General features: G+C 67.6%; 13 protein-coding genes. 7 read left to right on the plus strand and 6 right to left on the minus strand.

Annotation, left to right across the window (positions count from 1 at the left end; translation table 11 throughout):
- Positions 1-3 precede the first annotated feature (3 nt).
- On the minus strand, positions 4-390 hold the full coding sequence (locus IEY21_RS05890) for a response regulator (RefSeq protein WP_188902316.1): 387 nt from the start codon (positions 388-390) through the stop codon (positions 4-6).
- Positions 391-512: 122 nt separating this feature from the next.
- On the opposite strand from IEY21_RS05890, the gene mnmA reads away from it, so the two are divergent.
- Entirely contained in the window at positions 513-1,655 is a 1,143-nt protein-coding gene (mnmA, locus tag IEY21_RS05895) for a tRNA 2-thiouridine(34) synthase MnmA (RefSeq protein ID WP_188902318.1), read from the plus strand.
- Positions 1,656-1,697: 42 nt separating this feature from the next.
- Here the strand turns inward: mnmA and IEY21_RS05900 are convergent, their stop codons facing one another.
- The 5 genes from IEY21_RS05900 to IEY21_RS05920 are packed head-to-tail and all read right to left on the minus strand — an operon-like array spanning position 1,698 to position 5,740.
- On the minus strand, positions 1,698-2,621 hold the full coding sequence (locus tag IEY21_RS05900) for an NAD(P)-dependent oxidoreductase (protein WP_188902320.1): 924 nt from the start codon (positions 2,619-2,621) through the stop codon (positions 1,698-1,700).
- 5 nt (positions 2,622-2,626) lie between these two features.
- On the minus strand, positions 2,627-3,244 hold the full coding sequence (locus tag IEY21_RS05905; RefSeq protein ID WP_188902322.1) for a GNAT family N-acetyltransferase: 618 nt from the start codon (positions 3,242-3,244) through the stop codon (positions 2,627-2,629).
- A gap of 10 nt (positions 3,245-3,254) precedes the next feature.
- On the minus strand, positions 3,255-4,301 hold the full coding sequence (locus IEY21_RS05910; RefSeq protein WP_188902324.1) for a 3'(2'),5'-bisphosphate nucleotidase CysQ: 1,047 nt from the start codon (positions 4,299-4,301) through the stop codon (positions 3,255-3,257).
- Positions 4,298-5,083 (minus strand): endonuclease III domain-containing protein, encoded by a 786-nt coding sequence (locus tag IEY21_RS05915; RefSeq protein ID WP_188902326.1) that lies wholly within the window; start codon positions 5,081-5,083, stop codon positions 4,298-4,300. Before IEY21_RS05915 ends, IEY21_RS05910 begins: the two co-directional genes overlap by 4 nt.
- A 51-nt stretch (positions 5,084-5,134) precedes the next feature.
- The gene (locus IEY21_RS05920; protein ID WP_188902327.1) at positions 5,135-5,740 is read right to left on the minus strand and encodes a DedA family protein; all 606 of its coding nucleotides are present in this window, start codon (positions 5,738-5,740) and stop codon (positions 5,135-5,137) included.
- 169 nt (positions 5,741-5,909) lie between these two features.
- Between IEY21_RS05920 and rpmE the strand changes: the two genes are divergently transcribed.
- The 6 genes from rpmE to IEY21_RS05950 all read left to right on the plus strand — a co-directional run bounded on the left by rpmE (position 5,910) and on the right by IEY21_RS05950 (position 13,078).
- The gene (gene rpmE, locus IEY21_RS05925) at positions 5,910-6,128 is read left to right on the plus strand and encodes a 50S ribosomal protein L31 (RefSeq protein ID WP_014685754.1); all 219 of its coding nucleotides are present in this window, start codon (positions 5,910-5,912) and stop codon (positions 6,126-6,128) included.
- Positions 6,129-6,240: 112 nt separating this feature from the next.
- Entirely contained in the window at positions 6,241-6,870 is a 630-nt protein-coding gene (locus tag IEY21_RS05930) for a thymidine kinase (protein WP_188902329.1), read from the plus strand.
- Positions 6,871-7,139: 269 nt separating this feature from the next.
- Positions 7,140-8,195: a GGDEF domain-containing protein gene (locus IEY21_RS05935; protein ID WP_188902331.1), complete on the plus strand. Its 1,056-nt coding sequence runs from the start codon at positions 7,140-7,142 to the stop codon at positions 8,193-8,195.
- 264 nt (positions 8,196-8,459) lie between these two features.
- Complete coding sequence (uvrA, locus tag IEY21_RS05940; RefSeq protein ID WP_188902333.1) at positions 8,460-11,513, plus strand: excinuclease ABC subunit UvrA; 3,054 nt, start codon at positions 8,460-8,462, stop codon at positions 11,511-11,513.
- Positions 11,510-12,298, plus strand: coding sequence for a hypothetical protein (locus IEY21_RS05945; RefSeq protein WP_188902335.1), 789 nt, complete (start codon positions 11,510-11,512; stop codon positions 12,296-12,298). The genes uvrA and IEY21_RS05945 overlap by 4 nt, the downstream gene beginning before the upstream one ends.
- A gap of 75 nt (positions 12,299-12,373) precedes the next feature.
- Positions 12,374-13,078 carry a DsbA family protein gene (locus tag IEY21_RS05950; RefSeq protein WP_188902337.1) on the plus strand — a complete coding sequence of 235 codons (705 nt, stop codon included), beginning with the start codon at positions 12,374-12,376 and terminating at the stop codon, positions 13,076-13,078.

A 13,078-nucleotide genomic window follows, 5' to 3' on the forward strand; every position in this document is an offset into this window, starting at 1 on the left:
GGCTCAACGCCGGCGGGCCTCGACCAGCTGGTTGACGCGTCCGCGCAGGTTCTTGCCGGACAGCGGTTTGTAGACAATGTCGTCGGCACCCACCAGCTTGGCCTGATCGCGGGTGTGGTCGTCGTCGAAGCCGGTCAGAAGCAGCACCGGAGTATCGCGCAGCCGCTTGATGCGTTTGACCCGTGAACAGATCTCGAAGCCGTCCATGTGCGGCATCTGAACGTCGAGCAGCATGGCGTCCGGGGTGTGGTCTCGCAGGTACTCCAGCGCCGCCTTGCCGTCAGCGGCGGCAACCACCCGGTGTCCGTCTGCCGACAGAATGACTTCCAGCATGGTCCGGATGGCCGGTTCATCGTCGGCGACGAGGATGGTATACGACATGCCCGCCATGATAGAGCAGCCCGCGTGACAGAAATCAAACCTTTGGTGCAGATGGCGTGCGTTCAGGAAAAGGCAATTGCCGCTCCCCTCACGCCGCCCGTGGGGCCGGACCTGTTAGGCTCGCCTGCGGTATGACGATGCGGGCAGAGGGAACAGGAGAGCGGGTGCTGTGCGCCATGTCGGGCGGTGTGGACAGCAGCGTAACGGCGGCGCTGCTCAAGGACGCGGGCTACAGCGTGGTGGGCGCGATGATGCGCTTCTGGCCGGACGACAAGCGCACCGATACCTTCGACAGCTGCTGCTCGCCCGACGCTGCGTACGAGGCCCGGCGGGTGGCCGAACAGGTGGGGGTGCCGTTTTACCTGCTGGATTACCGCGAGCAGTTTCAGCGGCACATCGTGGGCCCCTTTCTCGAGGAATACGCCCAGGGCCGCACCCCCAACCCCTGCGTGAACTGCAACACCAAGGTCAAGTTTGACGAACTGGTGAAGAAGGCCAAGATGCTGGGCTGCCGGTACGTGGCGACCGGGCACTACGTCAAGCGGGTGGACAACGGCCCCGAGGTGGAGTTTCACCGCGGCGACGATCCCCGCAAGGACCAGACCTACTTTCTGTGGGGCACGCCCAGGGACGCCCTGCCGTACATCCTGTTTCCGGTGGGTGAGCTGGAAAAGCCGCGCGTGCGTGAGATTGCCGAGGAGCGCGGCCTGCTGACCGCCCGCAAGCCCGAGAGCCAGAACATCTGTTTCGTGCCGGGCAAGGTGCAGGACTTCGTGGCCGAGCATCTGCCGCAGGCCACCGGCTGGATCCGTGAGATCGCCAGCGGCGAGGTGGTCGGCGAACACCTGGGCACGCAGTTCTACACGCTGGGCCAGAAGAAGGGCCTCGGCCTGTACCACTCGCACCGGGTCCGGCACGTTGTTCATCTGGACCCGGCCAGCAACACGGTCTGGGTGGGCGATTATGAGGACTGTCTGTGGAGTGGTCTGCGGGCTTCGGGGGCCAATTATCTGTGTGACCTTGCCGACCTGCCGCGCGAGCTGGACGTGCAGGTGCGCTACCGCACCCGGCCGGTGCGTGCCCACGTGGTTCACGCCGATGAACACGGTTTCGAGCTGCGCTTTGCCGAGCCGCAGTTTGCCGTGGCGCCCGGCCAGAGCGCGGTGCTGTACGACGGCCCACGCCTGCTGGGCGGCGGCCTGATCAACGACCATGCGCGTGACCTGCCGGCCATCCCCACAGTGGCTTTTGCCGCTCGCCCCGTTCCGGGCTGAGGAGCAGAGCTTCCGGCCCTGGCGCTGTGTGGCGCGTCAGTGTCAGTACGTCTGGCCGGTTGTCACGCGGCCCTGCGGTTCCTGACCCTGCTGCAGGGTCAGCAGGAAGTCGCGTGTGAGGCCCGCACCCCGCTGCACCAGATCGGTGGTGGTGCTCGCGATGTGCGGTGTGATCAGCACGTTGGGCTGCCGCCACAACGGATGCTCCGGCGGCAGGGGTTCGGGGTCGGTGACGTCCAGCACCGCGCCGCCCAGTTGCCCCGAGTTCAGTGCGGCGAGCAGGTCGCCCGTCACGATCAGGTTGCCGCGTCCCTGGTTGCTCAGCCACGCGCCCGGTTTTAAGCGGCCCAGCACGTCCGCGTTCACGATGCCGCGCGTCTGGGGGGTGCTGGGCAGCAGCAGAACCACCCAGTCGGCCCCGGCAAGCAGGGCGTCACGCTCCGTGTCGGGTGTCTTGCTGCGCACGCCGCTGACCTGCGCCCCAAAGGGAGCGAGCAGGTCCTCGACGATGTGCCCAATGTGGCCGTAACCCCACAGAACGACCCGCTGGCCGTCCAGGGTGTGCAGGCCCGATTCCGAGGGCAGCCGCGAGGACGCCCAGCGGCCTTCGTGCTGGGCATCCCGGAAGCGGTGCAGGCCGCGCATGGCCGCGAGCATCCCCGCCACCACATGAACGGCCACGGCGCGGTCGTGCAGGCGGCTGGCGTTGTACAGCGCCACGCCCTCCGGCAGATGCGGCTGCACGTGGTCAATGCCGGCGGTCAGGGTCAGCACCCACTGCAATCCCGGCGTCTGCAACAGTTTCTCGCGGGTCTCGCCGCGTGCGAGCCACAGCACTGCCCCCTGGGCTTCCCCGGCGGGCACGTGGTCGGCCGAGTAGAACGCGAAGTCCGCGCCCGGCACCCCGTGTTCGTCGGAGCGGGTGAGGGCGTGGAATTCGGGCAGATCGGGCAGCAGCACTCGCATGGAGCCTATTGTGCCCCAGCGTCCGGCGTGGGGGAGACCTTCCCGGTGGGCCGCGCCCGCCACTCCCCCCGGGTGATCTCCATATGCACGTCGGTGCGGCCCGCGCGCGGCGTGCGGCCCACCTCGCGGAAGCCGCAGGCGGCGAAGGCCCGCTGGGCGCGGCGGTTGTGGCCGAAGGTGGTCAGGCGCACCCGGTTCAGGGGCGGCTCAAGGTCCACAAAGGCCCAGCGCAGCAGGGCGTCCACCGCTTCACGGCCGTAGCCCTGGCCCCACAGCCGGGGATACCCGATCATCACGCCCAGGGTGCCGGTCGTGGGCGTCAGCGGTGCGGACGGGCGCAGGTCGTACAGCTCGGCACTGCCGATCAGGGCCCCGTGCTCGTCCAGGATGCCGAAGCCCGCGCGCTCGCCGCCGCGCTCCTCGTCTTGCATCACACGCCGGAACAGCCATTCGGGCAACCGGATGGGCCTGGCGTCGTTCCAGTCGGCGAGTTCGCGGTCCCTGAAAAACCCGTGCAAGACGTGCCACTCGGCACTGCTCAGCGAGAGCAGCGGCTTGAGCTGGACACGCCCGCCGGTCCCGCCGTCGGTGGGGGCAGGGGGTGTGGAGGCCGGGTCCGACATTCTGAACAGATTAACGCGCGCCCGGTCCGAGGGGTCCCAGGGCGCGGGTCACGTCGCGGGTCAGGCGCTCGAGGTGAAAGGCGTCGCCCTCGGCCCGCTCAACCTGCCGGGTGTGGGGGTCCACCACCAGCAGCGCCAGCACATGCTGGCCCGCGTGCCGCAGGTGGACGCCGGGGTGACCGCGCAGGGCGTGCTGATCGGCGTGGTCCAGGGCGGCCCACACGGGGGCATCGTCGCTTAAGCCCAGGTGCGCGGTGGGCAAACGGTGGGCGGCCAGTTCTGCCTCCAGCCACTCCAGCGCGCCCGGCAGGCCGGCGATCAGGCCCTGTTCCAGGTGGGGCTGGGGCCGGTTGTAGTGAACGGGGCCGCCGTCGCGGCGGCGCACCTTCCCGCCGGCTGCCCGCAGCAGCGCGTCCCCGGCGGCGATGTCCCACTCGCTGCGCGGCGACATGGTAAAGGTCACGTCGGCCTCCAGCGCGGCGATGCGGGCCAGCTTCAGCGCGATGCTGCCGCTGGGCAGCATGCCCGGTAAGGCGTGGCGATGCAGCTCCCGGCGGTACTCAGTGTCCGAGACGGCGACGCGCCACGGCCCCGGCGGGCGTTGGGGCGTCTGTCCGTTTTTCTGCACGCCGTATCCCACCACCCCCGTGAACAGTTCGTCGGTGGCGGGCACATACACGACCCCAAGCACCGCCTCGCCGTTCACCGCCAGCCCGATGCTGACGCAGTAGTCGGGGCTGCCTCCCACGTACTCCTTGGTGCCGTCGATGGGATCAATGATCCACACCCGTTCCCGCGAGAGCCGCGCCGCGCCGTCGGTCTCCTCCTCGCTGAGCAGGCCGTCCTCCGGAAAGGCGGCGGCCAGCCCCGCCGTGATGAGTGCAGACGCTTCACGGTCGGCGGCGGTCACCGGGTCGTCCGCGCTGGTCTTGTGTTCCACCTCAAGTCCCGCCTCCAGGTGGCGCAGCAGCAGCGCCCCGGCCTCGCGGGCCAGCCGCGCAGCCGCCGCCAGCTCTTCGGTCAGGGGCTCGGTGTGGGGGCGGAACGGAACGCTCATGGGCGCAGCATAGCGGTCTGCCCGGCTCCCGCTTCCCCCGGCCCCAGCAGCGCCGCCGACGGGCACAGGTCGCGCAGCACGCAGCGGTCACACTGCGGATGGCGGGCGCGGCAGGTCTGGCGCCCGTGGCGGATCGCCGCGACGTGAAAGGTGTAGCGCGTGGCCCAGTCGTGCGGCAGCACCTCGGCAAACCAGCGCTCCACCTTGACCGCGTTCCAGGCCGCCGGCACCAGGTCCAGCCGCCGGGCAATCCGGTGGATGTGGGTGTCCACCGGCATGGCGGGCCGTGCGAGGTCGAACAGCAGCACGCAGCTCGCGGTCTTCATGCCCACACCCGGCAGACCCTCCAGCAGCGCGCGGGCCGCCTCGTCGCTCAGGTCACGGGTCTCTCGCAGCGACAGGCTGGGCCGCGTCTCGTCCAGCTCCGCCAGCAGGGCATGGATGTAGCCGGCCTTGACCCGCGCGAGCCCGCCGCCGGCGGCCCTCAACACCGCCTCAATGCCGTCTGGTCCGTCGGCAAGCGCCGCTTCCCAGCGTGGGTAGGCGGCCTTCAGACCCTCAAATTGCCGCCGGGTGATGGGGGCGGTGTTCTGCTGCGAGAGAATGGTCTGGATCAGGCCGTCCAGCGGCTCGGCGGCGCGCCGGGGCGTGGGCGGCTCGGGCAGGTATTCCGTCGCCAGCCGCCGCGCGAGCTCGGGCAGATGGAGCGGCGGAGGCTGCTGTGCGCTGAGCGCGGGCTTTCTGGACACAGAGGGCGCAGAGGGCACAGAGGAGGCGGTCATGGCCGCAGGCTAAAGAGCCCCGCGCGGCAACACCGTGCCGCAACCCGCGCTTCAGGGGCGAGGAGTGCTTCGCCGCGCCTGCAGCACCTTGAGAAGGATGGGAATCACGCTGACGACCAGCACCACGCCCACGATCAGCAGAATGTAATGGTCGAGGTTGGGAATCAGGCCGCCGAGGTAGTACGCCAGCCCCGTGACCCCCACACCCCACAGCAGCGCCCCGATGACGTTGTACAGCGTGAACAGCGCAAACGGCATGCGGCTGACCCCGGCCAGCGTGGGCACCAGCGTCCGCACGATGGGCACGAAGCGGGCCAGGATGACTGCCAGCGCACCGTACTGCACGAAGAACTTTTCAGCCTGGGCGACGTATTCGGGCTTGAAGAAGCGCGAGTTCTGATGGCGGAACACCCCAGGCCCGAAGCGCTGCCCGATCCAGTACCCGACCGAGCACCCGATGATGCCGCCGGCCACCACCGCTGCCATCACGCCCCACAGGTTCAGGTCGCTGCCGGGGGCCGCCGCCAGCAGGCCCGCCGCGATCAGCAGGCTGTCGCCAGGCAGAAAAAACCCGATCAGCAGCCCGGTTTCAGCGAACACGATGGCAAAGATCCCGATATAGGAGGCGGAGAGAATTATGGACGTCAGATCGTGCATCTGTGCTCAGGCTACGTGATGTGGGGGGCCGCAGGGTCATCCCAAGGGTGGAGGGCTCCGGAAGCCGGGTGCGGCCCTTCCCCTGCCGGCCCGCAGGGGTGTATATTGTCAGGGTTGCCCGCTACGCACACCATCGTTTGGTGGAAGACGTGGCGGAGGAGGCACCGACATGAAGAAAGACATCCACCCCAAAGCCGTTCCTACCAAAATCATCTACCAGGGCAAGGTCGTCATGGAAACCATGAGCACCCGCCCCGAGATTCACGTGGACGTCTGGAGCGGCGTTCACCCCTTCTGGACCGGCGAGGAGCGTTTCGTCGACACCGAGGGCCGCGTCGACAAGTTCAACAAGCGCTTCGGCGACAGCTACCGCACCAAGAAGAAGTAAGTCCGCACTTCTGCTTCGCCCTGCCCATGTGGTGGGGCGAAGTTTTTTGTCTGATGGGCCGGGCAAGGACATTCCGGCGCGGCGCAGAGAGACTGATACAATCCGCCAAAGCATGCTCAGATCTCCCTATTCCGGTGGACACCTCGAAGTCGTGGTGGGCCCCATGTTCAGCGGCAAGAGTGAGGAGCTGATCCGGCGGGTCACGCGGGCAGTGATTGCCCGGCAGAACGTGCAGGTTTTCAAGCCCGCGCTGGACGACCGTTACCACGCCTCGGCCGTGGCGAGCCACGCGGGACGGAGCGTTCAGGCGCTGGCCGTGCGCCACGTGGCCGACATTCGTGAACACCTTAGCGGCGCCGACCGGCTGCTGGGAGTGGACCGCCTGCCGCTGCCAGACGTGGTGGGCATTGACGAGGTGCAGTTTTTTGATACGGCAGTGGTCGAGCTGGCCCTGGAACTCGCCGATCTGGGCGTGCGGGTGATTCTGGCGGGTCTGGACCTGGATTTCCGTGCCGAGCCGTTTGGCCCCATGCCCCAGCTGCTCGCCCGCGCGGAGAGCGTGGAGAAGCTCACCGCCATCTGCACGGTCTGCGGCGCTCCAGCCACCCGCTCACAGCGCCTGATCGGCGGCCAGCCCGCCCGCTTTGATGACCCTGTGGTGCTGGTGGGTGCCCAGGAAAGTTATGAGGCCCGCTGCCGGGTGCATCATGAGGTGCTGGAACCTTCCCCTGCCGTGAGCTGATGCCCCCCGGGGGAGAAGGCCAGGGCGCCGTTACCCCAGCCTACCCCGACGGCCGAAGGATCCGAGTGTGTATTTCTTCACATTGATGACTGTGTTTCATTTCGCAGAATGATGGGATAGGTCGCTGATGGGGAAGTTCGGGGCGGTCTGAGGAGCCGACCGGCACTGGAACGCCCGGTGGATGCGTCCGTGGAGACCCCTTGCTGAAATCCCGCTCCTCACCCCCCCGGTCTCCTCAGCTGGCTTCCTGGCAAAGCAGCCAGCGGTCCATGTTCAGGCTGCTGGTGCTGCTCGCCCTGCTGGCCTGCGCGGCGGCGCTGTGGAGCCAGAGTCCGGCATTCGACCCCCTGGATGTCTGGGCACTGCCGCTGCTGGCCACCATCCTGCTGGGGCTGCAGGTACTCCTGGCGGCCGGAAAGATCCACGTCCGCACCGCCTTCAATGGAGCGTTTCTGGTGGTGAGCGTGTATGTTCTGCTCGCCCTGGACCATCAGTTCCGGGTGCTGCCCCCCGGCGCCCTGAGCCTCTCGGAGAACACGTACTGGTTCGCTGTGATCTACACGGCAGCCTTCGTGACGTATCCGACCGGCCGGGCGCTGCAGGTGGTAGGGATTGTGCTGGCGGCCGCGGTGGTGATCTGTGTAGGGCATCTGCTGTACACGGTGCCGGCCCAGACCCGCATGTCGCTGACCGGAGCGTCGCTGCAGTTCCTGCTCACGGGCACGGTCCTGATCGTGATCCAGGCGACGTTGGGCGCGCAGAGGGTGCGGCTGCTTGCCGCCCGTGCCGCCGCCTACACCGATCCCCTGACCGGCCTGGCCAACCGCCGCGCCGCCGAGGAGCGGCTGTGGGCGCTGTCGCGGACTGCGGCCACTTACACGGTGGTGCTGTTTGATCTGGACCACTTCAAGCGAATCAACGACACGCACGGCCACGCCACCGGCGATCTGGTGCTGCGCGGCGTGGCCGATACCGTGCGCGCCCACCTGCCCGAGGGAGCCGTGGCAGCGCGCTGGGGCGGTGAGGAATTTCTGATGATTCTGCCCCCGCTGACTGAGCAGGAGGCGAGAAGCACCCTCAATGTGCTGCGCAACAAGCTGCGCGAGCAGCGGCACGGCGAGGTGATGGGCGTGACCGCATGTTTCGGGGTCGCCACCGCGCAGCCGGGCGAGCACCCGGACCGGGCCGTGGCGCGGGCAGATCAGGCCATGTACGCCGCCAAGCAGCAGGGCCGCAACGACATCCGTCTGGCCGAATGGCGGCATACCCAGGTCCCGGTGAACCTGGAGCCTGCCCCGCTGGGAGGCGAACCCGGCGAGTCCTGATCCGGCGGGCCGAACCGGGCGGGCTGTCCCGCGGCGGTGAACCGGGCCGGCCCTCATGCGCCCGCGCTCCCTGAGGAGCAGATTCACGCGGCCACCCTGGTTCCAGCCGCACCTGATCTGCTAGAATGTCCCGTTTTAGAGCGAAGGACATGACCTTCCTTACGCACCTGGCAGAATCCTTCGCGGCCCTTTTTTCTGTGCTGGCCGCGTTTGGGGAAGAATCAGCGGGTCACCAGATGGCTCATCCAACAAGGAGCGATCAACTTGCAGAACAACCTGATTGTGCGCGGCGCAAAAGAACACAACCTCAAGGACATCACCGTGGAGTTGCCGCGCGACCAGTTCATCGTGATTACCGGGGTATCGGGCAGCGGCAAGAGCACGCTGGCCTTCGACACCATCTACGCCGAGGGCCAGCGCCGGTATGTGGAGAGCCTGTCGGCCTACGCGCGCCAGTTCCTGGGCCTGATGGAAAAGCCCGACGTGGAGAGCATCACCGGGCTGTCGCCCGCGATCTCCATCGACCAGCGCACCACCAGCCACAACCCGCGCAGCACGGTGGGCACCGTGACCGAGATCCACGATTACCTGCGTCTGCTGTACGCCCGCGTGGGTACGCCGTACTGCCCGATTTGCGGCCGCAAGATCGAGAAGCAGAGTCCCAGCGAGATCACCGACCGCCTGCTGCGCGAGTTTGGCGACAAACGGGCGATCCTGCTCGCTCCGGTGGTGCGCGGGCGCAAGGGTGAGTACCGCAAGCTGTTCGGTGACCTGCGCCGCGAGGGCTTTGCTCGGGTGCGGGTAGACGGCACGCTGTACGAGCTGGAGGAAGCCGAGAAGCTCAAGCTGGAGAAGTTCGAGAAGCACGACGTGGACGTGGTGATTGACCGCGTGACCCTGCGCGAGACCGACCGCAGCCGCATCGCCGAGAGCGTGGAACTCGGCCTGCGCCGGGGCGAGAGCCTGCTGCGCGTCCTGCTTCCTGATGCGGGCGAGGACGGCGGCGCCCACGAGGAACTGTACTCCGAGAAGTTCGCGTGCCCGGAACACGGCAGCGTGCTGGAGGAACTGGAGCCGCGTTCGTTCTCCTTCAACTCGCCCTACGGGGCCTGCGGCGACTGCGCGGGCCTGGGCAGCAAGAATGAATTCTCGCCCGAACTGGTCGTTGACGAGAAGCTGTCGGTGGCCGAGGGAGCCATCCTGCCGTGGAGCAAGAAGGGCACCGGCGGCGGCGTGTACTACTGGGACAAGCTGCAGGCCCTGGCCGAGCATCTGGACTTCAGCCTCAAGACCCCGTGGCGCGACCTGCCGGCCGCCGCGCAACATGCCATCCTGCACGGCCCCGGTCAGCCCTTCGAGGTGGTGTACCGCCGCGGCGGCAAGGAAACCATGCGCTTCATGACCGAGTTCGAGGGGGTGATTCCCAATCTGGAACGGCGCTACGCCGATACCGAGTCGGACTTCATGCGTGAGAAGCTCGAGGAACTCATGGAGATGCGGCCCTGCCCGACCTGCGGCGGCACGCGCTACAAGCCCGAGATTCTGGCCGTGCGCGCCGGTGGCCTGAACATCGCGCAGGTGGGCGGCATGAGCGTGCTGGAGGCCGACGCCTTCTTTGGCGGCCTGCAGCACAGCACGCTGGATCACAGCGCCATCACCCCCTTCCTGAAGGGTCATCTGGGCGGTACGGCCCGTGCCCATGCGCCCCGCCACTACGAATACGCGCTCAACGCCTTTGGTGAGGCGGTGGCGGCCCCGATCCTCAAGGCCATCCGCACCCGCCTGAAATTTCTGGTGGACGTGGGGCTGGACTACCTGTCGCTGGACCGCACCGCGAACACGCTGTCGGGCGGCGAGGCCCAGCGCATCCGTCTGGCCACCCAGGTCGGCTCGGGGCTGACCGGGGTGCTGTATGTGCTGGACGAGCCCAGCATCGGACTGCATCCCAAGGACAACGGCCGCCTGATCGGGACCCTCAAGAACCTGCGTGACCTGGGCAACACCCTGCTCGTGGTGGAACACGACGAGGACACCATGATGGAGGCCGATTACCTGGTGGACATGGGGCCGGGGGCGGGCGTCCACGGCGGCGAGGTCGTGGCGGTGGGCACGCCGCAGGAAGTCCGCGACAGCCCCCACAGCCTGACCGGCAAGTACCTGCGCGGCGAGCTGAAGATCGAGGTGCCCAGCGTCCGGCGCCGCGGCAACGGCAAGAAGCTCAAGGTGTTCGGAGCGCGCGAGCACAACCTGCAGAACGTGGACGCCGAGATTCCGCTGGGCACCATGACGGTCGTCACCGGTCCTTCGGGCAGCGGCAAGAGCACCCTGATTCACGACATCCTGCACGCCACGCTCGCCCGCGAACTCAACGGCGCAAAGACCACGCCGGGCAAGTACGACCGCATCGAGGGCATGGAGCATCTGGACAAGGTCATCGAGATTGACCAGTCTCCGATCGGCCGCACGCCCCGCAGCAACCCGGCGACCTATACCGGGGTCTTCACCGAGATCCGCGACCTGTTCACCCGCACCCCCGAGGCGCGCCGGCGCGGGTATCAGGCCGGACGCTTCTCGTTCAACGTCAAGGGTGGGCGCTGCGAGCACTGCAAGGGCGACGGTGTCATGAAGATCGAGATGAACTTCCTGCCCGACATCTACGTGCCGTGCGAGGTCTGCAAGGGAGCGCGCTACAACCGCGAGACGCTGGAGGTCAAGTACAACCACAAGACCATCAGCGACGTGCTGGACATGACCGTCGAGGACGCCCACACCTTCTTCGAGGCCATTCCGACCATTGAGCGCAAGATGCAGCTGCTGCTGGACGTCGGCCTGGGTTACATGCGCATCGGACAGCCGAGCACCACCCTCTCGGGCGGCGAGGCCCAGCGCATCAAGCTCGCCTCCGAGCTGTCCAAGCGGGCCACCGGCAAGACCATCTACATCCTGGACGAACCCACCACCGGGCTGCACTTCGAGGACGTCCGCAAACTGATGGAGGTGCTGTCGCGCCTGGTGGAGGGGGGCAACACGCTGGTGGTCATCGAGCATAACCTGGACGTGATGAAGTGCGCCGACCACTTGATCGACCTGGGCCCGGAGGGAGGCGTGCGCGGCGGCACCATCGTCGCGACCGGTACCCCCGAGGAACTCGCGGCGCATCCCACGAGCTTCACCGGCGAGTACCTCGGCCGTGTGCCCGGCATCATCGCAGCCGCACAGGAGGAGCCGGAAGCGGTTCTGGTGGCTGCAGGCAGCCGGGGCCGCGCCAAGCCCGCGGGTGCCCGGACCCAGAGTCGTGCTAAGAAAGGGGCAGCATGACCAAACCGCCCGCGCCCGAGCATCCCGATTCGCCGCAGCACCGTGAAGGCCAGGCCGCCTCGGGGGACCCGGTGGAGACCGTGGTGGCCCGGGCCGGTGCGGGCGGCGAGGTGTACTTCTCGCAGGATGAGGACGTGCCGGAGGCGGGCGCCCAGGCAGTGGAGAAGGACACGTTTGTGGGGCGGCCCGCCCCCACCTTCATTCCCCCGGCGCCCACCCTGCCCCCACCGAGCGGGGAGGACGCCGAGGAGCCCTACCGCAACGGGTTCCTGACTTTTCTGCGGCTGTTCGGGGGCTGGGCGCTGCTGCTCGGGCTGGCCTACGTGATGTGGACGCCCGGGGAGTGGCCCAACGATCTGCTGCTGTGGACGCTGCTGGTGGTCCTGGCCGACGAGTTCGGCGGCTGGTTCGGCTATCTGGGGGTGGCGCTGGGTGGGCTGGGGTATGTCAGTCCCAATCCGCCCCCGGCGGAGTGGCTGATCATCCTGCCGCTTGTCGGCGGCGCGCTGACGGCGCTGCTGCTCGTCAAACATTCGGGCGGGCCCTTCGTGCTGCCCTTCGCGGGAGCGCTGTATGCCGGCACCCTGCTGGCGGTGGCCCGTTTCGGAACAAAGTTTGATCCCGAGATGAAGCTGCCCTCCAACGATACGTTTCTGCGGTCCGCGCTGCTCGCCGTGGCGGTGGGACTGGGCTTCAGCTTCGTGCGGCAGCTAATCGGTCTGTACCTGCGCCGGCGGGCGGCCCGCTCCCGGTCTGCGGCTCCCACCTCCACATCTGTGGCCTGAAACGGACACGGCAGTACAGGCGCCGGGAGGGACCGCGCCCCTGTCTGGTCCTCAGACGGTAGACTGATGGGCAACATGACCAGACTTCAGGGAAACAACCCCAACCGCACCATCCTGGTGGTCGGCACACTGCTGGCCGCCGTGCTGATCGTCCTGGCCATCTTCGCCGTGCGTGACAAGCCCGCTGCCGGCGCTGCCCTGAATGCCAGCTTCAATCTGGACGGCATTCCGTATGACGGTCAGGCGGACGCGCCCGTGAACGTGGTGGTCGTCGAGGACTTCAAATGTCCGGTCTGCAAGCAGTTCGAGGCCAGCGTTGCGCCCGCGCTGGAAAGCAAGTACGTGGAAACCGGCAAGATCAAGCTGTACTCGCTGGTCTGGCCCTTCCTGGCCGAGAACGCCCGGCTGCCTACCGACGACAGCAAGCTGGCCGCCCAGGCCGCGTACTGCGTCTACGACCAAGGCGGCAACGAGGCCTTCACCGCCTACAAGGCGGTCCTCTTCCGTGCTCAGGGCGATGAATCCACCGTCTGGGCCACCAAGACGCGCCTGAAGGATCTGGCAACCAATGTGGAGGGCGTCGATCAGGCCAAGTTTGCCACCTGCCTGGATACGGACGCGACCGCCGCCCGCGTAGACGCCGCCGAGAAACAGGCCATGGACGCGAAGGTCAACCACACGCCCACCGTCTTCGTCAATGGCAAGGAAGTCGTCCAGACCGGTGGCCTTGATCAGCTGCAGACGGCCACCGAAGCCGCCATTGAAGCTGCCCTTCAGTAG

Origin of the sequence: Deinococcus aerophilus (assembly GCF_014647075.1) — a bacterium.
Classification (GTDB): domain Bacteria; phylum Deinococcota; class Deinococci; order Deinococcales; family Deinococcaceae; genus Deinococcus; species Deinococcus aerophilus.

Bases quoted from the DNA above. Each gene is read 5' to 3' on its own strand.
- IEY21_RS05890 (WP_188902316.1), bottom strand. From the start codon at position 390: ATGGCGGGCATGTCGTATACCATCCTCGTCGCCGACGATGAACCGGCC.
- mnmA (WP_188902318.1), top strand. From the start codon at position 513: ATGACGATGCGGGCAGAGGGAACAGGAGAGCGGGTGCTGTGCGCCATG.
- IEY21_RS05900 (WP_188902320.1), bottom strand. From the start codon at position 2,621: ATGCGAGTGCTGCTGCCCGATCTGCCCGAATTCCACGCCCTCACCCGC.
- IEY21_RS05905 (WP_188902322.1), bottom strand. From the start codon at position 3,244: ATGTCGGACCCGGCCTCCACACCCCCTGCCCCCACCGACGGCGGGACC.
- IEY21_RS05910 (WP_188902324.1), bottom strand. From the start codon at position 4,301: ATGAGCGTTCCGTTCCGCCCCCACACCGAGCCCCTGACCGAAGAGCTG.
- IEY21_RS05915 (WP_188902326.1), bottom strand. From the start codon at position 5,083: ATGACCGCCTCCTCTGTGCCCTCTGCGCCCTCTGTGTCCAGAAAGCCC.
- IEY21_RS05920 (WP_188902327.1), bottom strand. From the start codon at position 5,740: ATGCACGATCTGACGTCCATAATTCTCTCCGCCTCCTATATCGGGATC.
- rpmE (WP_014685754.1), top strand. From the start codon at position 5,910: ATGAAGAAAGACATCCACCCCAAAGCCGTTCCTACCAAAATCATCTAC.
- IEY21_RS05930 (WP_188902329.1), top strand. From the start codon at position 6,241: ATGCTCAGATCTCCCTATTCCGGTGGACACCTCGAAGTCGTGGTGGGC.
- IEY21_RS05935 (WP_188902331.1), top strand. From the start codon at position 7,140: ATGTTCAGGCTGCTGGTGCTGCTCGCCCTGCTGGCCTGCGCGGCGGCG.
- IEY21_RS05945 (WP_188902335.1), top strand. From the start codon at position 11,510: ATGACCAAACCGCCCGCGCCCGAGCATCCCGATTCGCCGCAGCACCGT.
- IEY21_RS05950 (WP_188902337.1), top strand. From the start codon at position 12,374: ATGACCAGACTTCAGGGAAACAACCCCAACCGCACCATCCTGGTGGTC.